24 protein-coding genes are annotated in these 21242 nt (G+C 37.1%); 15 read left to right on the top strand and 9 right to left on the bottom strand.

Annotated elements, in window-relative coordinates; genetic code table 11:
- Positions 1-3: 3 nt before the first annotated feature.
- From MKO96_RS22080 to MKO96_RS22065, 4 genes are all read left to right on the top strand, one after another.
- Positions 4-330 (top strand): nucleoside triphosphate pyrophosphohydrolase, encoded by a 327-nt coding sequence (locus tag MKO96_RS22080; protein WP_240588686.1) that lies wholly within the window; start codon positions 4-6, stop codon positions 328-330.
- A gap of 193 nt (positions 331-523) precedes the next feature.
- Positions 524-1384 (top strand): DnaD domain-containing protein, encoded by an 861-nt coding sequence (locus MKO96_RS22075; protein WP_240588685.1) that lies wholly within the window; start codon positions 524-526, stop codon positions 1382-1384.
- Entirely contained in the window at positions 1381-2670 is a 1290-nt protein-coding gene (gene dnaB, locus MKO96_RS22070) for a replicative DNA helicase (RefSeq protein WP_240588684.1), read from the top strand. Before MKO96_RS22075 ends, dnaB begins: the two co-directional genes overlap by 4 nt.
- Positions 2671-3120: 450 nt before the next feature.
- Positions 3121-4320, top strand: coding sequence for an FAD-dependent monooxygenase (locus MKO96_RS22065; RefSeq protein ID WP_087979632.1), 1200 nt, complete (start codon positions 3121-3123; stop codon positions 4318-4320).
- Positions 4321-4612: 292 nt separating this feature from the next.
- On the opposite strand, the gene MKO96_RS22060 is transcribed toward MKO96_RS22065, so the two are convergent.
- A complete protein-coding gene (locus tag MKO96_RS22060) occupies positions 4613-5398 on the bottom strand; it encodes a TrmB family transcriptional regulator (protein WP_240588683.1) in 786 nt (261 codons plus the stop codon).
- A gap of 261 nt (positions 5399-5659) precedes the next feature.
- Here MKO96_RS22060 and MKO96_RS22055 point away from each other — a divergent pair, with 261 nt between their 5' ends.
- Positions 5660-6427: a TSUP family transporter gene (locus tag MKO96_RS22055; protein WP_240588682.1), complete on the top strand. Its 768-nt coding sequence runs from the start codon at positions 5660-5662 to the stop codon at positions 6425-6427.
- A gap of 169 nt (positions 6428-6596) precedes the next feature.
- Here the strand turns inward: MKO96_RS22055 and MKO96_RS22050 are convergent, their stop codons facing one another.
- Both MKO96_RS22050 and MKO96_RS22045 read right to left on the bottom strand, forming a co-directional pair.
- Positions 6597-7484, bottom strand: coding sequence for a DMT family transporter (locus tag MKO96_RS22050; protein ID WP_240588681.1), 888 nt, complete (start codon positions 7482-7484; stop codon positions 6597-6599).
- A gap of 155 nt (positions 7485-7639) precedes the next feature.
- A complete protein-coding gene (locus MKO96_RS22045; RefSeq protein ID WP_240588680.1) occupies positions 7640-8215 on the bottom strand; it encodes a TetR/AcrR family transcriptional regulator in 576 nt (191 codons plus the stop codon).
- Positions 8216-8357: 142 nt separating this feature from the next.
- On the opposite strand from MKO96_RS22045, the gene MKO96_RS22040 reads away from it, so the two are divergent.
- Positions 8358-9833 carry an MDR family MFS transporter gene (locus tag MKO96_RS22040; RefSeq protein ID WP_240588679.1) on the top strand — a complete coding sequence of 492 codons (1476 nt, stop codon included), beginning with the start codon at positions 8358-8360 and terminating at the stop codon, positions 9831-9833.
- A 43-nt stretch (positions 9834-9876) separates the two neighbouring features.
- Here MKO96_RS22040 and MKO96_RS22035 read toward each other — a convergent pair whose 3' ends face one another.
- The 4 genes from MKO96_RS22035 to MKO96_RS22020 all read right to left on the bottom strand — a co-directional run bounded on the left by MKO96_RS22035 (position 9877) and on the right by MKO96_RS22020 (position 11551).
- The gene (locus MKO96_RS22035; RefSeq protein ID WP_240588678.1) at positions 9877-10404 is read right to left on the bottom strand and encodes a permease; all 528 of its coding nucleotides are present in this window, start codon (positions 10402-10404) and stop codon (positions 9877-9879) included.
- Positions 10401-10883 carry a hypothetical protein gene (locus MKO96_RS22030; protein WP_098048610.1) on the bottom strand — a complete coding sequence of 161 codons (483 nt, stop codon included), beginning with the start codon at positions 10881-10883 and terminating at the stop codon, positions 10401-10403. Before MKO96_RS22030 ends, MKO96_RS22035 begins: the two co-directional genes overlap by 4 nt.
- Complete coding sequence (locus MKO96_RS22025; protein ID WP_240588677.1) at positions 10876-11217, bottom strand: PadR family transcriptional regulator; 342 nt, start codon at positions 11215-11217, stop codon at positions 10876-10878. Before MKO96_RS22025 ends, MKO96_RS22030 begins: the two co-directional genes overlap by 8 nt.
- A 208-nt stretch (positions 11218-11425) precedes the next feature.
- A complete protein-coding gene (locus MKO96_RS22020; protein ID WP_000540377.1) occupies positions 11426-11551 on the bottom strand; it encodes a YjcZ family sporulation protein in 126 nt (41 codons plus the stop codon).
- Positions 11552-11749: 198 nt separating this feature from the next.
- Between MKO96_RS22020 and MKO96_RS22015 the strand changes: the two genes are divergently transcribed.
- The 3 genes from MKO96_RS22015 to MKO96_RS22005 all read left to right on the top strand — a co-directional run bounded on the left by MKO96_RS22015 (position 11750) and on the right by MKO96_RS22005 (position 13919).
- Positions 11750-11995, top strand: a complete 246-nt coding sequence (locus MKO96_RS22015; RefSeq protein WP_240588676.1) for a hypothetical protein — start codon at positions 11750-11752, stop codon at positions 11993-11995.
- A gap of 665 nt (positions 11996-12660) precedes the next feature.
- Positions 12661-13245 carry a CGNR zinc finger domain-containing protein gene (locus tag MKO96_RS22010; RefSeq protein WP_240588675.1) on the top strand — a complete coding sequence of 195 codons (585 nt, stop codon included), beginning with the start codon at positions 12661-12663 and terminating at the stop codon, positions 13243-13245.
- A 119-nt stretch (positions 13246-13364) separates the two neighbouring features.
- Positions 13365-13919, top strand: a complete 555-nt coding sequence (locus tag MKO96_RS22005) for an HPP family protein (protein ID WP_240588674.1) — start codon at positions 13365-13367, stop codon at positions 13917-13919.
- A gap of 119 nt (positions 13920-14038) precedes the next feature.
- Here the strand turns inward: MKO96_RS22005 and MKO96_RS22000 are convergent, their stop codons facing one another.
- Both MKO96_RS22000 and MKO96_RS21995 read right to left on the bottom strand, forming a co-directional pair.
- Positions 14039-14149 (bottom strand): YjcZ family sporulation protein, encoded by a 111-nt coding sequence (locus MKO96_RS22000; protein WP_000505686.1) that lies wholly within the window; start codon positions 14147-14149, stop codon positions 14039-14041.
- A 143-nt stretch (positions 14150-14292) separates the two neighbouring features.
- Positions 14293-14559, bottom strand: coding sequence for a YmzC family protein (locus MKO96_RS21995; protein WP_240588673.1), 267 nt, complete (start codon positions 14557-14559; stop codon positions 14293-14295).
- A gap of 557 nt (positions 14560-15116) precedes the next feature.
- Here MKO96_RS21995 and licT point away from each other — a divergent pair.
- The 6 genes from licT to MKO96_RS21965 all read left to right on the top strand — a co-directional run bounded on the left by licT (position 15117) and on the right by MKO96_RS21965 (position 21125).
- Positions 15117-15965 carry a BglG family transcription antiterminator LicT gene (licT, locus tag MKO96_RS21990; RefSeq protein WP_240588672.1) on the top strand — a complete coding sequence of 283 codons (849 nt, stop codon included), beginning with the start codon at positions 15117-15119 and terminating at the stop codon, positions 15963-15965.
- A 146-nt stretch (positions 15966-16111) separates the two neighbouring features.
- Positions 16112-18004, top strand: coding sequence for a beta-glucoside-specific PTS transporter subunit IIABC (locus MKO96_RS21985; protein WP_240588671.1), 1893 nt, complete (start codon positions 16112-16114; stop codon positions 18002-18004).
- A 95-nt stretch (positions 18005-18099) separates the two neighbouring features.
- Positions 18100-19539, top strand: coding sequence for a 6-phospho-beta-glucosidase (locus tag MKO96_RS21980; protein ID WP_240588670.1), 1440 nt, complete (start codon positions 18100-18102; stop codon positions 19537-19539).
- A gap of 156 nt (positions 19540-19695) precedes the next feature.
- Positions 19696-20154, top strand: coding sequence for a MarR family winged helix-turn-helix transcriptional regulator (locus tag MKO96_RS21975; protein WP_240588669.1), 459 nt, complete (start codon positions 19696-19698; stop codon positions 20152-20154).
- Positions 20147-20731, top strand: a complete 585-nt coding sequence (gene pssA / locus MKO96_RS21970) for a CDP-diacylglycerol--serine O-phosphatidyltransferase (RefSeq protein WP_240588668.1) — start codon at positions 20147-20149, stop codon at positions 20729-20731. Before MKO96_RS21975 ends, pssA begins: the two co-directional genes overlap by 8 nt.
- Positions 20732-20753: 22 nt before the next feature.
- On the top strand, positions 20754-21125 hold the full coding sequence (locus MKO96_RS21965; protein ID WP_240588667.1) for an ATP synthase subunit I: 372 nt from the start codon (positions 20754-20756) through the stop codon (positions 21123-21125).
- Positions 21126-21242: the final 117 nt, after the last annotated feature.

The raw sequence follows: 21242 nt of genomic DNA, 5'->3' as shown, positions 1-21242 counted from the left end.
CCCATGCCAACCTACAACAAGCTAATCCGAAACAAAATCCCACAAATAATAAAAGCTAACGGAAAAGCACCCAAAACAAGAATCCTACCCCAAGACGAATACATAAAAGAACTCTGCAAAAAAACACAAGAAGAACTAACCGAATACCTAAAAGCAACAACAAAAGAACATAAACTCGAAGAGCTATCCGACCTACTAGAACTAATAAACGCCCTAGCCCAACACGAAGGCACAACCCTAGAAGAAATAAACGAAATCCGTAAAAAGAAAACAGAAGAAAGGGGCGACTTCTCAGATCGAGTCTTCCTAATCAAAGTAACCGATAACTAACCCCTCCTAAGCCCCTTACAAGCCCCTACCAAGTAATAAATCACTAAGAAAAAACATAACAAAACAAAAACAACAACAAACACCGTAGTAGGAGTCGAAAAAAAATTTGAAATAACCCGCCAAAAACCCTGCCATCCTCCCATATATATTATGAAGAGGTTTTCACTTTTGAACGGAGACGGGAGGAATTAGGATGGCGGTGTATAGTAATGTGCAGGTGAATTTTTGGCAGGATGATTTTGTTTTGGATTTGACGCCGGAGGAGCGGTATTTTTATGTGTATTTGTTAACTTGTTCGAAGACGACGCAGTGTGGGATTTTTCCTTTTCCGAAGCGGTTAGCTGAGATGGAGACGGGTTATAATCGGGAGACGATTGATAAGCTGGTGCAGCGCTTTGTTGATTATGGGAAGATTCTTTATGATGCGGATACTCGGGAGTTATTCGTTTTAAATTGGCTTCGTTATAATCCGGTGACGAATACGAATGTGGAGAAGTGTGTGCTTCGTGAGCTTAAGGGTGTGAAGAATAAGGAGTTTGTACATATGTTTCTTCAGAAGTGCGTGGAGGAGGAGCTGAGTGTTCCGATGCTTTTAGCGCATTTCGGTATGCCTGGTGATTTGGCTGTGGATGATGTTGAGCCGGTTTGCGAGGAGACAGAGGAAGAAGAGGTTGTAGAGGAAGAGACGGGAAGTCGCGTGTTTTCTTTTTACGAGCAACATTTCGGTAGTTTGTCTCCGCATACTGTGGAGGAATTGGGTGCGTGGATGGAAGATTTGTCAGAGGAGCTTGTGCTGAAGGCTCTTCAAATTGCGTTTGAGAATAATAAGCGGACGGTTGCTTATGTGAAGGGGATTTTGAGAGGATGGCACGGGAAAGGGTTTACGAAAGTGTGTGAGGTTGAGGCGGATACGGCTAAGTTTCGGAAGAAGGAGTCGTCTGTTAGTACGGGGGAGACGGAGGAGTTTTTGGCGAGGTGTGAGGAGTGGGAGAAGAATGCGCCGTCTGAGGAAGAGCTGCAGCGCTTTTTAGCGGAGCGCGGGTGGCGTCCATGAGTATTCAAAATGTGGAGGCGGAAAAGACGGTGTTAGGTTCTCTATTACTTGATGGAGAGCTTATTAAGGAGTGCCGTTTGACGGAGCAGTATTTTTCGATGTCAGTGCACAAGTCTATATTTCAGTTAATGCGAAAAATGGAAGAAGAGGGGCAACCGATTGATCTTGTGACGTTCATTTCTAGGATAGATCCGAAGTTTTTGCAGGGGATCGGGGGAATGGAGTATTTTATAGGGTTAATGGATGGTGTGCCTACAACTGCCAACTTCTCTTATTATGAGGGGCTTGTTCGAGGTGCCTGGAAAATGTATCAGGCTGGTGTTCTCGGGCACAAGATGGGAGAGCGTCTTATTGCGGAGAAGAATGAGAAAGTTATTGGTGAGACGATTACGGCACTTTGTGAGTTAGAGGAAAAGGACTGTGTATGTGAGTTTGATTTGAAGGATGCGTTAGTTGGTTTGTATGAAGAGCTGCATCAAGATGCGAAAGAGATTACGGGTATTGAGACTGGTTATACATCGCTAAATAAAATGACGTGCGGATTGCAGGAAGGTGATTTTGTCGTTCTTGGCGCGCGGCCTTCTATGGGGAAGACTGCGTTTGCGCTAAATGTTGGACTGCATGCGGCGAAGTCTGGAGCGGCGGTTGGATTGTTTTCGTTAGAGATGAGTAGTAAGCAATTGTTAAAAAGGATGGCGTCTTGCGTAGGTGAAGTGTCAGGAGGTAGGCTGAAAAATCCGAAGCATCGTTTTGCGATGGAAGATTGGGAAAAGGTGAGTCAGGCGTTTGCGGAAATCGGGGAATTGCCATTTGAGATTTACGATAATGCAGGTGTTACGGTGCAAGATATTTGGATGCAAACGCGTAAGTTAAAGAGGAAGCACGGTGATAAGAAGGTTTTAGTCATTGTAGATTACTTGCAGCTTATTACGGGCGATCAGAAGCATAAGGGCAATCGATTTCAAGAGATTAGTGAAATTTCTCGTAAGCTTAAGGTATTAGCACGTGAGTTAAATGTTTGTGTAGTAGCATTATCGCAATTATCTCGTTCCGTAGAAGCACGGCAAGATAAGCGACCTCTTTTATCTGATTTAAGAGAGACAGGACAAATTGAGCAAGATGCGGATGTCATTATGCTTATGTATCGCGAGGATTATTATGATAAGGAAACGGCGCAGAAAGAGATGACGGAGATTCATGTGGCGAAGCATCGGAATGGACCTGTGGGGAGTTTTAAGCTGAGGTTTTTGAAGGAGTTTGGTCGGTTTTTGGAGGGAATGAATTAAGTGTTGGGAAAATAGCCGACTATTTTTATATGAAAAAATTATTAAGTTTAATACGCAAATTGTTTGATTTAAAGGCTCTTTAGTATATAAGTGTATAAAAATATTAAGTTAGTGTATTGGAAAAAATGGGGTTCATGTTTATGAAAGAAAGCATTATATTTTTGTATGGGATAACAGATTATGAATACTTGAAAACTTTATAGGATTGTTGAACAAGAATTACAAGGGTGATGCATAACGAAGATGTATCACCTTTTATTTTTTATGACGTTTTAGGTATTGATAATTTGTAATAAAGTTTGATCAAATGTCCTATATTGATATGCAGGTTTTTTACTTTTTCAGCAAGTGGGTTATTTGTTGAATGGTTAAATACCTATTATTTTGCTGCGGTGAATATACTGGAGGGTATGTTAAGACTTTCATTAGGATAGGAGTGAATAAGTAATTATGAAACAAGCGATACGCGTCCTTATTTCTGGTGCGAGCATTACCGGTCCGGCACTCGCTTACTGGCTTCATCGTTATGGCTTCGACGTGACTGTAGTAGAACGCGCACCCGCATTGCGCTCTGGTGGATATGGGGTTGATATCCGTGGTGCAGCTGTTACGGTGCTTGGACGGATGGGTATACTCGATCAAGTTCGTGCAGCTGACACAAACATGACTGGTGTTTATTTCGTGAACAGCAAAGGTGAGGTTGAAGGTCAATTAAGTGAAGCAAGTCTAGCGAACCAGCATGGTGTGGACATCGAAATCATGCGTGATGATTTGAGTAATATTTTATACGATTTAACTAAGGATACAATTAAATACATTTGGAGCGAGTCGATTACTGCTATACATGAAAATGAAGCAGGTGTAGAAGTCCAATTTATTCATGAAAAGCCACAGACGTTTGATCTGGTCATCGGTGCGGACGGGCTACATTCTAATGTGAGGTCCCTGACTTTTGGCGATGAAGCACAGTTTAAACGTACACTTGGTTGTTATATATCGATTTTCACTCTCGAGAATTACCTTAACCTCGACCACCGCGTACTGCTTTATACAATGCCAGGAAAAACTGTGGGTATGTATAGCGCTCGTGGTAATACAGAGGCAAAAGGTATGCTCCTGTTCCAATCAGAGGCACTGGAGTACGACCGCTATGATGAAGAATCTCAAAAAAAACTTGTAGAAAATGCCTTTGTAGACCATACAGAAGACTGGGAAACTTCACAGATACTTAAAACTATGAAAGAGGCGAATGACTTTTATTTTGATGAGATTTGTCAAATTCACATGCCAACATGGTCAAAAGATCGAATTACATTGGTAGGTGATGCAGCGTATGGCCCATCACCTCTATCAGGGCAAGGTACTAGTCTAGCACTTGTCGGAGCTTATGTATTAGCAGGTGAACTCAAAAACGCGCATGGTGATCATTCCCGTGCCTATGTTGCTTATGAGAAAGAGATGAGAAAGTTTGTTGAGAAGAATCAAAAAATAGGAAAACTAGCTGCTGGGAGCATGGTTGAAAAATCGAACTTTAAAATCTTTCTGCGCAATTTCATGTTACGAGTACCAACCCTTATGGTCGTACAGTTTAAGATTATCTCGAAAATGGTAGCGAAAGCCGCTAACGGAATCGAGCTAAAAGACTATTGATATGAGTATTTAAGAAAAGAGCTTTGTCTCCATGATTTATATTACCGCATGAGATTGATTGTGATAGCTGTTCTTGAAAAGACTGAAAAATCGATAAATATAAATGAGATAATAAAATGAAAAAATTATTTGATAGGGGGAAGTTTTAAGCTGAGATTTTTGAAGGAGTTTGGGCAGTTTGTGGAGGGGAAATAGTGAAAAGACTGGAGTATCACTTTGTAAATAAAATAAAGCATAAGAGTTCTATTTCATTAACTTATGCTTTATTTTTTTGCTTCTTTGAATATGTTCCTTATTTCCCCATAAAAAAGGATTTTCTCTCTGTAGTAATCCATTTCTCCAAATCATCTTGGCTACGTCGGACAAGTCGATTCACTAAAACATCATGCCATACATAATCCTCTAATAGGTATATATGAACGGGGTCATCTGTATAAAAAGCAACATTGCGCTCTTCAAGTGATGGTCCATAAATCATCTCTTTAGAATCTATCGATAAAATAAACCAATGTTCTGTAGAGCGAGTTTCTGTATAAGGTGTGATACGATGGGCTTCTAGATTTTTAATTGGATCTTCAACATGCAGGGTAATGCCTTGTACTGTAACTTTATCAGCTACCTCACATAGTTCCTCTTTTAATGCTTCATACATCTCATCCCACATTGAAATGACAATACGTTGTTCTGCTTTTTTTATTAATGCCTGACAATAGCTAATGATTGTTTTTTTGTCTTTTAACGTAATCACTCGATTATCCGTTTTTTCCTCGGAAGTTTCTAGTTTTTTTAATGAATCACTGATTCCTTCATAAGTAGACTGCCATTCTGATTGAGCCTTTTGTAAAAAGATTTCAACAGGTAGAGGTGAATAGCGAGTGGTGTCATTTATTTCTTCCTTCATGACAATTCCTTTTTCTACAAGGTTACCTAAAATCTCATAAATTCGCGCTCTTGGGACACCTGAATCCTTACTCACTTGATAGGCTGTGACAGGCCCCTGTTTAACAAGAGATACATAAGATTTAGCTTCATATTCATTAAAACCCATTTTTTTAAGCTGTTGCACTATGTAGTCCACTTTTTTCGTCCTCCGATGTTTGCTTTTATCCCGCTTTAACGGGCAGTAAGACCCCCACCTCAAAATTCAGCGGAAGCAAAGAAGTTAGGTGGGGGATCAACTGCCCGTAAAAGCCCGATTGGTTCAACTAATAATCAGTGGGGATGAACAAAACCCCCCACTGATTAAAGTTTCACTTTATATTTCAACGTTACAATAACTGTTTACATTTAGCAAATTATTAGTTACTATTCTAATAGTGACTAAAGGGGGGTTAATAGTTTGGACTTTTATTTAGACCCATCAGTATTAATTATTTTGATTGCTTTTGGATTTTTAGCTGCATTTATTGATTCAGTTGTAGGAGGTGGTGGACTGATCGCCTTACCCGCTTTATTATTTACAGGACTGAATCCAGCAAGTGCAGTAGCTACGAATAAACTAGCGTCGACAATGGGGTGTGCAACTAGTAATATTGTGTTTTATCGTTCTGGTAATCTTAATTTGAAATCGGCGTTTAAATTAGTTCCACTCACTTTCATAGGTTCCATAATAGGGGCATGGACCGTTCATTTAATGAATCCAGAAGTACTGAAGCCATTGATGCTGATTATGCTTGGTGCGGTTGCTATTTATACGATATTTAAAAAGGATTGGGGTAGTATTTCCACTCATAAGAAATTGTCTGGTCGACACGTCATTATTTTTACTTTTTTTGTTTTTACTATTGGTTTTTATGATGGATTTCTCGGTCCTGGAACAGGTTCGTTTTTAATGTTTTCTCTTTTATTTATTGGATATGATTTTTTAAAAGCAGCAGGTAATGCGAAGCTTCTTAATTTAGGAAGTAATGTTGGTGCGTTGTTGATGTTTATGTATGTAGGGCAAGTAAACTATGCGCATGGTTTTATAATGGGGATTGCTCAAATTGCTGGAGGGATTGTTGGCTCCAAATTTGCTATAAAAAAAGGAAGCGGGTATGTTCGTGCTCTTTTCATTACAGTAACTTGTTTATTGTTAGCGAAAAATCTGTATGACTATGTGCAGTAAGTAATGTAGAAAAGGTTAACTATGCAGGCTACATAAATATAATAATTCCTTGTAACATGTTTTAGATGCTACCTTATTCGAAGATAGCATCTAAAAAAATTAAGGTAAGAGGGTGAAAATAATACAAACGAATATTTTCGGGGTATGTTTATGTACTTTAGCGAAATAACTATTCCATATTTTTCTTATAATTAGGCCGCAATACACTCTTAAAATCCACCTCAGCAATCAACACACTCACTAATATAAGTGTCGCGCCTAAGTATCCTTTCCCAGTAAGTGTTTCTCCTGTGAAAACGAAAGCGAAGCCTGCGGAAAAGACAGGTTCTAATGAGAAGATAAGTCCTGTATGTGTAGGCGTCGTGTATTGCTGGGCGATAACTTGCACGATGAATGCCACTGCGGTGCAAAATATGCTTAAGGCTAAGATGATGAGCCATGAGTTGGTTGTGCTAGGCAGTTTTGGTGTTTCGATAATGAATGAAAAAATAAGACTAAATAGACCGACGAAACCGAGTTGTATGACTCCAAGTGCAATGGAGTTCACATGTTTCGTTACGCTTCCAGTAATGATGACGTGAATCGCATAAAATAAGGCTGACAGTATGCAAAATATATCGCCATTACCGATCTTGAATTCGCTAGTTAATGTTAGTAAGCCGATTCCTATTATCGTTAAAAAGATTCCTACTATAACTTTCTTTTCCGGAATGTGTTTTAAAAATATAGCTGATAATATCGGAATGAAAATGACTGTGAGACATAGTAAGAAACCAGCATTAGAAACACTTGTGTACTTTGTACCGAACGTCGCGAAAATGTAAACGATAAATAAGACAGAAGCGAGTATAAATGCATATTTTACAGTTTTAAAATCGATTTTGAATAAATGTTTGTAAAATATTAAACCTGATAAAAGAAAGGCGATAATAAATCGTAATGCGATTAAGTTGTATTCTTCTATGCCTTCAAGTCCAACCTTTGTAAGTAAGATGGATGCACCCCAAAAGAATGTAACTAGTAGTAGCCCTAAATCCGCTTTTAATTGTAGTTTCATTTCTATTCCCTCGTTATGTATAAATTTTATAATCCCATACCCCTATCCCCATTTTTTATTTTAATATTAATTCTGAATATTTGTAACTTAAATTTATCGACGTTTTATTCCATCAAAAAAGGCTGTTTATAAAACAACCTTTTTTGATGGTGAAGTTATTCCTCTCCAAACTGAAAAATATCCCGGTTAATAAGTTGGTGGAGATATTGATCCATTTCTGCTGCAGAAACTTTTCTTTCATTTTTAAACCACCACGTGCTTAATGAGGTGATTGCCCCTGAATAAAATTCAATGATTAAATCATTTGGCATCGTATGATTTTTACAAAGTTGATTTAACGCTTCTATTTCTTGTTTTCTCGTTTCGTGACTTAAATACTGTGTCCGGCTAATAAATTGTTCATCAGACATTTGCGTCTCTAATATTTTACCGATTTCTTCATGATGTAGAAATTGTTCCATTACTTGAAATGGTTTACTTAATCGATCTGAAACCGGTATTCCAGCAATTATCTTGCTGTATCGTTTAAATCCAAATGCTAATAAAGCATCTTTATCTTCAAAGTGTTTATAAAAGGTTGTTCGGTGTACCATCGCACGATCACAAATTTGGTTAATCGTGATAGTACTATATTTCTGTTTTAATTGCGTCATTAATTCAAATAAGGAATCCCACAATAATTTATGTGTACGTCTAATGCGTAAATCAAGTTGTTTTTCACTATCGTTCATCTACAATTCTCCTTTTTTGTAGATTAAGTATACAATGGCTGAAAATTGATTCTCCCTTTTTAATCTACATATGTATAGTATATTACATGTGTTCCGGTTTATTTAAAGCTTTTTACGTAAGAAATAGGAGGAGAATCTGCAAATGAATATGACAACTAAGAGCCCTGCAAGTGGCAAAGTTGATATTTCTAATATGAAACATACCCCGATTTTAATTGCATTACTTTTAGGGGCAATGGTTGCATTATTAAACGAAACATTGCTTGGTAATGCGCTAACCGTATTAATGAAAGAGTTTGACGTAACAGCTTCAACGATTCAATGGCTTTCTACAGCATACATGTTAGTAGTTGGTGTTTTAGTCCCGATTACAGCGTTACTTCAGCAATGGCTCACAACGAGACAAATGTTTTTGATCGCTATGGTAACGTTTTTAGTCGGTACATTAATTGCGGGATTTGCACCGACCTTTTCCGTTTTATTAGTCGGCCGTATCGTCCAAGCTGTAGCGACGGGATTAATTACACCGTTATTAATGAATACGATTTTACTCATTTGTCCCCCTGAAAAACGTGGTGCCACAATGGGATTAATCGCACTTGTGATGATGTCTGCTCCAGCAATTGGTCCTACATTATCTGGAGTAATCGTCGATTCACTCAATTGGCGCTGGTTATTCTATATCGTTATTCCGATCGTGATCATTTCAATTTTGATTGGGATGAAGTACATTCAAAATGTTACAGAGTTAACGAGGCCAAAAGTGGATTATCCATCTATCCTTTTATCGACATTAGGATTTGGCGGACTTGTGTATAGCTTTAGTGCATCGGGTGATTTAGGATGGTCCGATGCGAAAGTGTATGGCACTTTACTTGTTGGGCTTATCTCATTATGTATTTTTGTCGTTCGACAATTGAAAATTGAGAATCCAATTTTAGAATTACGCGCATTTAAAGTTCCGATGTTTACATTATCAGTTGGATTAATTGTCATTGTGATGATGTCGTTATTTTCAACGATGACTTTATTACCGATGTTCCTGCAAACAGTTTTACTCGTTACAGCTTTTAAATCAGGAATCATCATGCTTCCAGGAAGTATTATTAGCGCCATAATGGGACCAATCGCAGGTAAACTATTTGATAAATTTAGCCCGAAAGTTATTATCGTTCCTGGTATTGTGTTAGTAGGGATTGCAATGTTCTTATTTAAAGGCATTACTCCTGACACATCAATGGTACAAATTATTGTCATGCATAGCGTATTAATGGTTGGACTCATGTTTGTCATGACAGCACAAACATACGGTTTAAATCAATTAACACCAGATTTATATCCGCACGGAACAGCACTATTTAGTACGTTACAACAAGTAGCTGGCGCAATTGGTACAGCTATATTCATATCGAAAATGTCTTCAGGAACAACTAGCTATATGGAAAGCTCCGCAAATCCAATGGATCCAGTAGAGAAGTTAAATGGTTTAACGTCAGGGTTCCAAGGTGCGTTTACATTGGGGTTAGTCTTTATCATTGTTGCATTTATCGTATCGTTGTTTTTAAAAGAAGAGAAAGAGGGAGTAAAAGCAGCGAGGGTTTTACAGAACGAGAATTAAGGGTTATATAAAAAAGACATCTTTAATAGATAAAGATGTCTTTTTACATGTCTTTTGTAACATCATACCTTAACAACTGCCCCTGATCATAAAACCTCTCAAAAATAATCCCCATTACATAGAAGAATACTAGCCCGAAACCAATATGAATGAGTGTAAAAGTAGCTCCAAACGAAGAAAATTCATACACGAGAATTGGCAATTTCGCAGTTGTCCAAACGCCTAAGAAAAATACGATGTACCGAATGCTTGCGCCTTTTTTTAATAGTAGTGCTGCAATTGGAAAGGCGACGTAGAGAGGACCAGCCGCAATGCCGCCTAATAATAGAGAGAATAAGATTCCGTATACGCCGGAATTTTTGCCCATATATTTCATGAGCGTTTCTTTCTTCACCCATTGATCAAGTAATCCTACAAATAGTAGGACAGGGGGAAGGAGAAACAACATATCTAAAATGCTATTCCCTGTTAATTGTAATGCGCTCCATCCTAAAGATTGATTTATAAAAGTTAATACAATGAGCCCCAGTAGTAAGGTGAAAAAGAAGCGATATCTTTTTAGTTCCTTCATACCATCACCACCCAAATAATATAGGAGAATAGGAGAGACATGAGTAATGCAGATGCATTACGTGCGTAAGCAAAGCTTCGTCCGAATATCTTTTGTTCCATCGGTAATGTTGTAATTCCAACTGACATGAGTGTCGACATAAGTGCCGCAACTTGAGGAAGGCCTGCGCCGTGTTGCACTAACGTATTACCAAGTGGGAACACGACGAAGCTTGGAATAAGTGCAACGGAGCCGAGTATTGCTGAATAAATAATACCTAACAATCCAGACTGTTCCCCAATGATGGAAGAGATGAAAGACGGCGTTAATATAGAAAGCGATAAGCCAACGAAAAGCATGATGGAGAGCATCGCAGGTAGAAGATTGCGAAACATTTTCCATGACTTCATTAGAGCTTCTTTCGTTTTATTGCGGTCTTTCATAAAAGAAATCCCCGTAAGAATAATGGCTAAAGTGTAAAGGATCACGCCGTTAATCATGATTGGAATCCTTTAAGTCGTTATATTTGTCTATGAAAAAGGATAAGTTCTTCATTTTTTCTTCAATATCCATTTGGAAATCTGCCAATTGTTCCTTTCCAGCAGGCGTAATTTTGTACATCTTTCTCGGTTTGTCTTGATGGTCTGTACTTACATAAGATTCGATTGCACCTTCGTTCTCTAATTTTTTTAGCGTACGATATAAAATGGCGCTATCGATTGGATTGACGGGAAGTTCTTCCTCGCACTTTTGCAGTAATTGCCCGCCATAGTTATCACCTTCTGCCAAAAATAACAAAAGAAATGCACCTGTATGTCTTCCTGTATGTTTCATGGATATACCTCCTTGAATGAATTAGGATTTATACTGTTAATGACAGTATACTGTTGTTAACAGTATATGGTGCATGAGGTGCTATGTCAATTTTAAAATGTGCGAATTTCGAGGGGCAATTACAAGGATACTGTTGATAAACTACCAATGAGAAGGGTTGTACATTAAAAAACACACAAAAAAAAGACACTCTCAAGAGTGCCTCTTATTAGCAGCCGAATCCGCCGCCCCAACAGCTAGCGCCAACGATGATTAATAAGATAAAGAGTACAACAAGTAAAGCAAATCCGCCGCCGAAACCGCAGCCTCCACCACAACTACCGCCATATCCCATATTAACTCCTCCTTCCATAAAGACCATTAATTAATGGATTTAATTTACTTTATGTCTTTACGGATAAACTTGAGCAGGTCCTTTTGAAAAATAAAAGATACTTAGATTTTATAAGAATTGACGACCTTATTTTGTCACGGGTATTATGCTGATGACATATTGTATTTTATTCTGTGTATTGGGGGAAGGAGGATCTTTATGGCCAATTCTGAAATGATTTTACGATTACTTACGGATTTAAAGATTGAACAGCAAGCTTTAAAAGAGCAGTTGGAAAAAATACAAACAGCTGTGACTGCTCTTGAAGAAAAATCAGCGATTGTGGAAGAGAAACCAACGACTATTGAAGAAAAACCAGCTGTTGCTGCTGCAAAGCAAAGAGCTCATTCTGGACACCCAACATCTTTTCGTGCTTGGAGAGCATCTGCTCAAAAGAATTCATAAAAATATAAGAAAAGAAGACATCGATTACGATGTCTTCTTTTGCTTGTACAATCCAAATGCGATAAGAAGGTATATATCCATATTGCTTTAAAAATAAGAAGAAAATAACGATTGTCGACTCCTTTTTTAGTATAGCATGTAATGATAAGATTTTTTTATGTAATATTGCATATATATAGATTAAATGATGTTAATCTTATATATTTTAGTTGTCTGTTATTTGTTTTAATTCATTTACTTATATTATTTTTTGAGCGCCCCATTGATGGGGCCTTTTTTTATAATTGTTTTAAAGCGGAAACCCCTGAAGCATCATAAGGGGTTTTATGACTAGGTAAATGATTATTGGTGCTTAATGAGATGAAGTTCAGTATATTGCGTCTGAATTTCTTCTAAATGGATTAATATTTATTTTTAAACCGTTCCTCATAAATGATAAACCATACCGAAAACAAAAAAAGCTAGTCCTACAAACAGAACGATTAAAGCAAGCATCCCGTTTTTATTATGTTCCATACAGTCAGCTCCTTTTTAGTTATATACATAAAAACCTTTAGTCGTAATTATGGCTAAAGGTTTTGGTCTTCATACTTTGTAGTTTATAAAAAAGTTGCACTTCTGTATTAATTTGGAATATGATTGTTTAAAGAGTAGGTGATGAGTACATGCAGGAAAGAAAACAATTCCCGCTTATATCTGGAAATCTCTCATTAGATTTAGTGAATACAGAGTTAGTTAGGCGTGGACAACGTTATGATTTATTAATAACAGATGAAGATGTATTAGAATGGCTACATGTAATAAAGGTTAATCTTCCTTTCTGGAATGAAAAAACACTTATAGGAATTCAAGAGCGGATGAATCAAGTTACATCTAGCATACTAGAGCTAAGAGAATTACTGAGAAAACAGTTTGAGGCAATTGCCGATCAGCACGAAATTTCTGATGATTTTATTACGTATTTAGAAAAAGAACTTGAGAAGGCACCATTTACATATAAAGTTATTGAACAGAGTTTAGTACCTATTCCAGTTGGAGAAATTGAGGATGTACTTGTATCGTTAATTGCATTTTCTGCTTTAACGTTAATAGCAGAAAATGAGCTTATTTCTCTTAAAAGGTGTTCAAACCCTGACTGTGTTTTATTATTTATAGATAAAAGTGGAAAACGAAAATGGTGTTCTATGAAAATATGTGGGAACCGAAAAAAGGTAGCAAAATTTCAGGTTCGAAAATCTGAAGAAGTTTAGGGAATCAACTTATAACAGTTGATTCTTTTTTTTCTGCATCTTTAAACTAACCTCTAAAATTGATATTGACTGGTTAGTTCGTTCGGGATATAATTATTGGTAAATAAAGGAGGAGAATGATGAGTAATATAACAGCAGCTAAGCAGAAAGAGGATCAACCAATAAGTGTACGATATTTTGCAAAAATGAAAGGGAAAGGAAGAAGTCCATTACAAGTAAATATAAAGGACTCTTTAACGGGATTATTGGGGGGATTTTTAACGATTCTCACCTTAACATATTTAACGAGTATAATTTCTACAGAATTATTAATGGCTCCATTTGGAGCGAGTTGTGTATTAGCGTTTGGAGTTTGGAATGCACCGCTATCTCAGCCGCGTAATATTATTGGAGGACATTTGATTTCAACTTTCATTGGCCTATCAATATATCATTTGTTTGGGAATGAATATTGGACAATTGCTTTAGCAGTTGGTATGTCGATTGCTATTATGATGTTAACAAGAACAACGCATCCTCCGGCAGGGGCTGATCCCATTGTCGTTATTTTAGGAGCATACAGTTGGAGTTATTTAGTAACACCGGTTTTAGTTGGTTCCCTTGTTATTGTAGTTATTGCTTTATTTATTAATAATATGAGTAGTAAAAGGAGCTATCCAACTTTTTGGATATAATTTATAAGGTGAAAAACAATTTGAGTAATTATCTCATTTTTACTATGTTTTCATTTCACATACATTTTAGTTCACAAAGAAAAGACACCCATATAAGAGTGTCTTTTCCGATAGTTTGTTTAGCAGAAGCAAGAAGCTCCAACGATGATTAATAAAATAAACAATACAACTAATAGTGCAAATCCTCCAGAAAAACCGCAGCTTCCGCCGCAACTACCACCAAATCCCATAATAGTTCCTCCTTTAATAAGAGGGGAAAACAAAGGGTCACTCATGTTTTTTAACGGATTCTATTTACTTTATGTTTTGACGCATAAACGTGAGCAGGTCCTTTTAAAAATAAAAAAAGACACCTTAAGGTGCCTTTATGTAATTAATATTCGCTAGCATAAAACTCTTTTATTAGTTTTATTTCATTTGTATTCGGGTCAAACTTAAATATTTTAATTTGATTAGATTCGTCTTTATAGGCAAATGTATTATCGCCAACTGGGGTCATATTGCTGGTGTTTACGATAGGGTCACTACCATGGTCAGTAATTTCTACAGGTTTCTCACGATCCCAAAATGCAATGACAATGATCAAGATGATAAGGCATATACGTATGAACCTAAGTTCTCTTGCTACAGGATGCTCCATATGATAGTCTCCTTTTTCATTTGATAGATTGTGTGTATAAAAGAGATAATTCTTATGAAAATAAATAAAAAAGACACTGTAAAGTGTCTTTTTTATTTGAGTTATGCGCATTGCTTAATAAGACGCTAGTTTCTCAGTATGAATATGAGTAACTATGTAGGGTAGTTTTATTATAACATTTTAACCATTAATGGGTCTATATGGAATTTTATTAATAATTATGTTTGATTATTCAGAACGTTACATGTAGTAAAAGGTAGGTGTTACCTACAGTAATTGCAAAATATAATGATGTATATAACTAGTCTTGTAATAAATGTAAGCAACAGCTGATTGATTGTTAGTATTTTCTTTGTAAAAAAATATTCAATAATTTATCGTTGCAACCGCTTACTCTTTGTGTATAATAAAGGTAAGTTAATAAGTAAAAGGATTGTTACTGTTCGGCAGGCAAAACCTAAATTGATCTAGAGGCTACGGGTGTAGTGTAGCTTTTGGAATCAGTTTAGTTTTTTTTTATACCTTTTGTGACTTTAAGAAGAAGAAGGCGGAACAATATGAGAATCCATAAAATCTTAAATAACAATGTTGTTTGTACGATGAAGGATAACGAGACAGAAGTTGTACTTATGGGCAGAGGTTTGGGATTTCAGAAAAAAGTAGGCGATACGATTGATGAATCTAAGGTAGAAAAGACCTTTGTGCTAGAAACAAGAGAATTATCAGAGAAACTTGCTAGGTTGCTAACTGAAATTCCTGTAGAAAATTTAGAGATTACAGAGAGAATTATTCAGTTTGCTAAGACAGCTTTGCCGGGGACTTTAAGTGATTATATTTATCTTACATTAACGGATCACTTAAGTTTTGCCTTAACTCGGCATAAAGAAGGAATGGATCTTAAAAATACTTTGCTTTGGGAGATTAAGAGGTTCTATCAGAAAGAGTTTGAAATTGGTCTACAAGCTTTGAACATAATTGAAGAAGAGACTGGGTTTAGACTTTCTGAAGATGAGGCAGGGTCAATTGCACTACATTTCGTTAATGCGCAGCAAGGAGAGCCGGCGATGCAACAAACGGTAGCGATGACGAAAATCGTCCAAGATATTTTAAATGTTGTAAAGTACCACTATAAGATGAACTTAGATGAAAGTTCATTTAATTATAGTCGGTTTGTAACGCATTTACGATATTTTGCGCAGCGCTTAATGCAGAAGGAATTGAACTCGGCCGATGATGATTTTTTATACGAGCAAGTGAAAAGTAAGTATGAAGAGGCGTATTGTTGTACAGAAAAAATTGAAGCGTATTTACGAAAAGCACATAATAGTCATCTTTCAAAAGATGAAAAGGTGTACGTAACGTTGCACATTCACCGTGTAACGAAACGCAATGAATTATGTAATTGAATAAACGGGATTGTTACTGTTTGGCAGGCAAAACCTAAATTGACTTGTAATGGAGTGATTCGTATGTATCACACCGTTACGGTTAGTTTAGGTTTTTTCTTTTATAAAAATAACAAATGGGATAATTGTAGGGAGGGAAAGTTACTATGAAGTATGAAAAATTAGCAAAAGACATACTGAAACATGTTGGAGGGAGAGAAAATATACATAGCGTTGTACATTGTATAACTCGCTTACGATTTCAGTTAAAAGATGAGGGGAAAGCAAATACAGAAGTACTGAAAGGTATGGAAGATATTGTGACGGTTATGAAAAGCGGTGGACAATATCAAGTTGTAATTGGTAACCATGTATCCGACGTGTATAAAGCGGTTATTGTTGCCGGAGGATTTCAAGAGACAGAGGAAGAAGACGCGAGTGAGAAGAAAAAGAGTAGTCTTATAGATATTCTTTCTAGCATTTTCACTCCTATTTTAGGAGTGTTAGCTGCAACTGGGATGATTAAAGGATTTAATGCATTATTTGTAGCGTTAGGCTGGTTAAGTACACAGTCAGGAACGTATCAAATATTAAATGCGGTAGGCGATTCGTTATTTTACTTCTTCCCGATCTTCTTAGGATATACGGCAAGTAAAAAATTCGGGGGATCACCATTCATCGGTATGGCAATTGGGGGAGCGTTAGTCTATCCGGCTTTATCCGGTTTAAAAGCAAGTGAGCCATTATTTACGTTATTTGCAGGAACGATGTTTGAATCACCAATTCATATTACGTTTTTAGGCATACCAGTTATTTTAATGAATTATGCATCATCTGTTATTCCAATTATTCTCGCTTCTTATTTTGGAGCGAGAGTTGAAAAGACTTTAAAGAAAGTCATTCCAGATGTTGTGAAAACATTTGTACTACCATTCTTAACGTTACTAATCGTTGTACCAGTTACATTTCTCGTTATTGGCCCAATTGCGACGTGGGCAGGGCAGTTTTTAGGACAGGCGACGCTTTGGGTGTATCATGCAAGCCCATTAGTAGCGGGTGCTTTACTCGGTGCTTTCTGGCAAGTACTCGTCATATTTGGCCTTCATTGGGGCGTCGTTCCGATTGGCTATAACAATTTAGCTGTACACGGTATTGATCCGATACTAGCTCTTATATTTGCTGCTTCATTTGCTCAAATTGGTGCGGTGCTTGGTGTTTGGGTGAAAACGAAAGACAAGAAATTAAAAACACTTAGTATTCCAGCTTTTATTTCAGGTATTTTCGGTGTTACAGAGCCAGCGATTTATGGTATTACACTTCCGCTAAAAAAGCCGTTTATTATGAGCTGTATTGCTGGAGGAGTTGGCGGCGCAATACTTGGCGTATTTGGTACACAAGCTTATATGACAGGCGGACTTGGTATATTTACGCTTCCGACATTTATTAGTCCGAAAGATGGGATTACAGCTGGATTTTGGGGCGCAATTGTTTCGATGGTTGTTTCTTTAATAGTAGGTTTTATTCTAACTTACTTATTTGGTTTTACGAAAAAGCAAATATCTACAGAAACAGAGGAAACAAGTAATAAAATTGCTGCATCAAATGATGATGAAGTAATCTTTAGTCCTTTCCATGGCGCTGTTATGCCGCTTCAAAATATTGACGATGCTGCATTTGCATCAGGTGCGCTAGGTGAAGGAGTTGCGATTGAGCCTTCAGAAGGAAAGTTGTTTTCACCAGTTTCAGGTACGATTTCTGCGCTATTCCCGACGAATCATGCGATAGGAATTACGGCGGATTCAGGTGCTGAAATTTTAATCCATATTGGAATGGATACTGTGAAATTAAACGGCGAATTTTTCTCTTCTCATATTGAACAAGGAGCGAGAGTAGAAAAAGGGCAATTACTGATTGAGTTTAATATAGCTGAAATTCAAAAGGCGGGTTATATTGTGACGACACCAGTTGTTGTTACAAATTATGATAAATATAGCATCAAAAAAACGGAAATAGAAAAGATTCAAGCAGGAGATTCTTTACTAAAGTTAGGAGTTAAATAGTAGTTACATTTCATACAGGTTCAAACGAAGAAAGGTATTCTTTAAAACTTACAATAGCTTTCCTCGTTCATTCTTATATAAAGGAGTTTTTCTATATGTCTAAAGTTAATTTTCCAAAAGGATTTTTATGGGGTGGAGCAACTGCAGCCAATCAAGTTGAAGGCGCATATGTAGAAGACGGAAAAGGATTAACGACGGTTGATCTATTACCAACTGGTGAGAACCGTTGGGATATTATGAAAGGAAATATTCATTCCTTTACACCAGTAGAAGGAGAGTTTTACCCGTCACATGAAGCGATTGATTTTTACCATCGTTATAAAGAAGATATTGCATTGTTTGCAGAAATGGGATTTAAAGCGTTACGTGTATCGATTGCGTGGACACGTATTTTCCCAAATGGTGATGATGAAAAGCCAAATGAAGCAGGATTACAGTTTTATGATAATTTGTTTGATGAACTGTTAAAGCACGGTATTGAACCAGTCGTTACGATGGCTCACTTTGATGTGCCTGTTCATTTAGTAGAAAAGTATGGAAGCTGGAGAAGTAGAAAGCTTGTCACTTTCTTTGAGACGTACGCAAAAACAATTTTTAATAGATATAAAGATAAAGTGAAATATTGGATGACATTTAACGAAATTAATATGCTTTTACATTTACCTTTCATGGGAGCAGGTCTAGCGTTTAAAGAAGGTGATAATAAAAAACAAATTCAGTATCAAGCGGCGCATCACCAACTTGTTGCAAGTGCGTTAGCTGTAAAAGCGTGTCATGAAATCATTCCAGATGCGAAAATCGGTTGTATGCTTGCTGCGGGTGCAACGTATCCATACACATGTAATCCAGACGACGTTCTTCGCGCGATGGAACAAGACCGTGAATCATTCTTCTTCATTGATGTACAAGCAAGAGGAGCATATCCTGGATACGCAAAACGCTTCTTTAAGGATAACAATGTAACAATTGAAATGGAAAAAGAAGACGAGGAAATTTTAAAAGAGCATACAGTTGATTATATTGGCTTTAGCTACTATTCAAGCCGAGCAACAAGTACAGATCCAGAAGTGTTAAAAAGTATAACGAGCGGAAATGTATTCGGTTCTGTTGAAAATCCATATCTTGAAAAATCAGAGTGGGGATGGACGATTGATCCGAAAGGCTTCCGTATTACAGCGAACCAACTGTACGATCGTTACCAAAAACCGTTATTTGTTGTTGAAAATGGTCTCGGTGCAATCGATCAATTAAATGGTGAAGACGAAGTGAATGATGCATACCGTATTGATTACCTAGAGAAGCATATGATTGAAATGTCAGAAGCCATCCAAGATGGAGTAGATATTATCGGTTATACAAGCTGGGGCCCAATTGACCTTGTAAGTGCTTCTACTGGAGAAATGAAGAAACGTTACGGATATATACACGTTGATAAAGATAATGAAGGAAAAGGTTCATTAAAAAGATCGAAGAAGAAAAGTTTTGATTGGTATAAGGAAGTAATTAAGACAAATGGTGAGAGCTTGGAATCTTAAGTATGAAAAGGAGACATCTTAATGGATGTCTTCTTTTTTGCATTGTGAATAAAGTACGGAGCTATATTTCCCTTTACACGAACATAAAGGTATAATATAGTTTAGTTAAGTGAACTAAACTATTAAAACGAAATAACAGCATGGAGGAAGAACGCTATGACTAGATCATATAAAGAAGTAATTAATGAAATGAATCGAGCCTATACTGAACTCTACATTTTACTATTTCAAGATTTAAAGGATGAGTTCGGTCTTACTGGGCAGCAAGAGAGCATGCTATTTCATATTCATTTAAATGAAAACACGACAGCAAATAACGTTGCGAGTACTTTTAATATAACGAAAAGTGCTGTGAGCCAAGTTTTATCGAAATTGGAAAAGCAGAAGATGATTTCAAAACAAGTTAATCCTAATAATAAAAGGGAGTATTTCCTTACACTTGGTCCAAACGGTAGTAAGTATATGGAGCAGTTGTCGAAGTTAGATGATGTACTAATCGAGAAATATTTCTCGAAAATTGATATTGAAGCTTTGCAACAAATGACTGATACGTTAACGAAAATAAATAAAGTGATATTGGAAGAAAAACAGAAGGATCTTGAGTCTAATGAGTAAAACCCGAGATGAAGCAATTAGTAGAAAGGAGGAGAAGCGTGTGATGAGTTACATACCAAATATGCTTACGATAGCAAACTTTGTGTGTGGGCTTTTGGCTATTCACGCTGTTTTCGTTCACGATATGTATGGTGCAGTTATGTTCATTATTACAGGTATGGTATTTGATCTGTTTGATGGTATGGTTGCTCGGAAACTAGATGCTGTTTCGGAAATAGGCGGAGAGTTAGACTCATTTGCGGATTTAGTTACCTTCGGTGTAGCACCGTCTATTCTGGCATATAGTATTGCTTTAAAAGATTTGCAGTCTATCGGGATGATATGTGCACTCGCTTATAGTATTTGCGGAATGCTTCGGCTTGCCAGATTTAACACGCAACAAAGCAAACTCCCAACATTTATCGGAATGCCCATTCCATTTGCAGCAATGTGTCTCCTCATTTTATGCCTCCTAAATAATTCAGTTTCCGTGGCATTTGGCACATGCGTACTCGCTTATTTAATGGTGAGCAAAATCAAATTCCCCCATTTTAAAAAGGATATATCGGAAAGCTTGAAGTCCGAAAGATGGGATTAATAGGAAAGATAAGGAGCATAACATGATTCGTATGGCATTAAGATCATTCAACATACAAATATATTGTTTACTAGGCGTGATGTTACTCGGATGGTTGATGACACCTTTCTCAGCCCATTTTGTAGGGATAAGCGTTGGCCTTTTAGTTAGTATGTACTGCGCCTGGATTTTAGGAAGGCGTATTGAAAAGTTCGGAAATAGCATCGTAAAAAAAGAAAAAGCACCAATGCTTGGCATGATGAATCGCTTTGCCGCCGCCATACTCGGTGCGATTATTATGTATGAAATTGAACACCGTGAGTACATGTGGACATTTGCAGCTGGAATTATGGGTGGGTATTTCTTAATTATTATTAATTTAGGTTATTACAGTATGAGGGATGCGAAGGAATAAAGTGCTGTGTAAATAACTAATTTGGATGTGAAAACCTTCCTTTATCAATTTAGCCAAGAAGACTCCTTCCTCAAGGAGCGTGAAGGACGTAGCCCAGCGAGTAGGTGGGAGATGAAT

It is taken from the genome of Bacillus sp. ES1-5 (genome assembly GCF_022487605.1).
GTDB lineage: Bacteria > Bacillota > Bacilli > Bacillales > Bacillaceae_G > Bacillus_A > Bacillus_A wiedmannii.
Note: the sequence above shows the minus strand (reverse complement) of the source record. Positions and strands in the feature narration are given on the sequence as shown.

Coding starts and splice junctions, on each gene's coding strand:
- MKO96_RS22025 (WP_240588677.1), bottom strand. CDS start 11,217: ATGAAACATACAGGAAGACATACAGGTGCATTTCTTTTGTTATTTTTG.
- MKO96_RS22065 (WP_087979632.1), top strand. CDS start 3,121: ATGAAACAAGCGATACGCGTCCTTATTTCTGGTGCGAGCATTACCGGT.
- MKO96_RS22020 (WP_000540377.1), bottom strand. CDS start 11,551: ATGGGATATGGCGGTAGTTGTGGTGGAGGCTGCGGTTTCGGCGGCGGA.
- MKO96_RS22015 (WP_240588676.1), top strand. CDS start 11,750: ATGGCCAATTCTGAAATGATTTTACGATTACTTACGGATTTAAAGATT.
- MKO96_RS21985 (WP_240588671.1), top strand. CDS start 16,112: ATGAAGTATGAAAAATTAGCAAAAGACATACTGAAACATGTTGGAGGG.
- MKO96_RS21965 (WP_240588667.1), top strand. CDS start 20,754: ATGATTCGTATGGCATTAAGATCATTCAACATACAAATATATTGTTTA.
- MKO96_RS21995 (WP_240588673.1), bottom strand. CDS start 14,559: ATGGAGCATCCTGTAGCAAGAGAACTTAGGTTCATACGTATATGCCTT.
- MKO96_RS22050 (WP_240588681.1), bottom strand. CDS start 7,484: ATGAAACTACAATTAAAAGCGGATTTAGGGCTACTACTAGTTACATTC.
- MKO96_RS22080 (WP_240588686.1), top strand. CDS start 4: ATGCCAACCTACAACAAGCTAATCCGAAACAAAATCCCACAAATAATA.
- licT (WP_240588672.1), top strand. CDS start 15,117: ATGAGAATCCATAAAATCTTAAATAACAATGTTGTTTGTACGATGAAG.
- pssA (WP_240588668.1), top strand. CDS start 20,147: ATGAGTAAAACCCGAGATGAAGCAATTAGTAGAAAGGAGGAGAAGCGT.
- MKO96_RS22030 (WP_098048610.1), bottom strand. CDS start 10,883: ATGATTAACGGCGTGATCCTTTACACTTTAGCCATTATTCTTACGGGG.
- MKO96_RS21980 (WP_240588670.1), top strand. CDS start 18,100: ATGTCTAAAGTTAATTTTCCAAAAGGATTTTTATGGGGTGGAGCAACT.
- MKO96_RS22000 (WP_000505686.1), bottom strand. CDS start 14,149: ATGGGATTTGGTGGTAGTTGCGGCGGAAGCTGCGGTTTTTCTGGAGGA.
- MKO96_RS21975 (WP_240588669.1), top strand. CDS start 19,696: ATGACTAGATCATATAAAGAAGTAATTAATGAAATGAATCGAGCCTAT.
- MKO96_RS22010 (WP_240588675.1), top strand. CDS start 12,661: ATGCAGGAAAGAAAACAATTCCCGCTTATATCTGGAAATCTCTCATTA.
- MKO96_RS22005 (WP_240588674.1), top strand. CDS start 13,365: ATGAGTAATATAACAGCAGCTAAGCAGAAAGAGGATCAACCAATAAGT.
- MKO96_RS22045 (WP_240588680.1), bottom strand. CDS start 8,215: ATGAACGATAGTGAAAAACAACTTGATTTACGCATTAGACGTACACAT.
- MKO96_RS22035 (WP_240588678.1), bottom strand. CDS start 10,404: ATGAAGGAACTAAAAAGATATCGCTTCTTTTTCACCTTACTACTGGGG.
- MKO96_RS22040 (WP_240588679.1), top strand. CDS start 8,358: ATGAATATGACAACTAAGAGCCCTGCAAGTGGCAAAGTTGATATTTCT.
- dnaB (WP_240588684.1), top strand. CDS start 1,381: ATGAGTATTCAAAATGTGGAGGCGGAAAAGACGGTGTTAGGTTCTCTA.
- MKO96_RS22075 (WP_240588685.1), top strand. CDS start 524: ATGGCGGTGTATAGTAATGTGCAGGTGAATTTTTGGCAGGATGATTTT.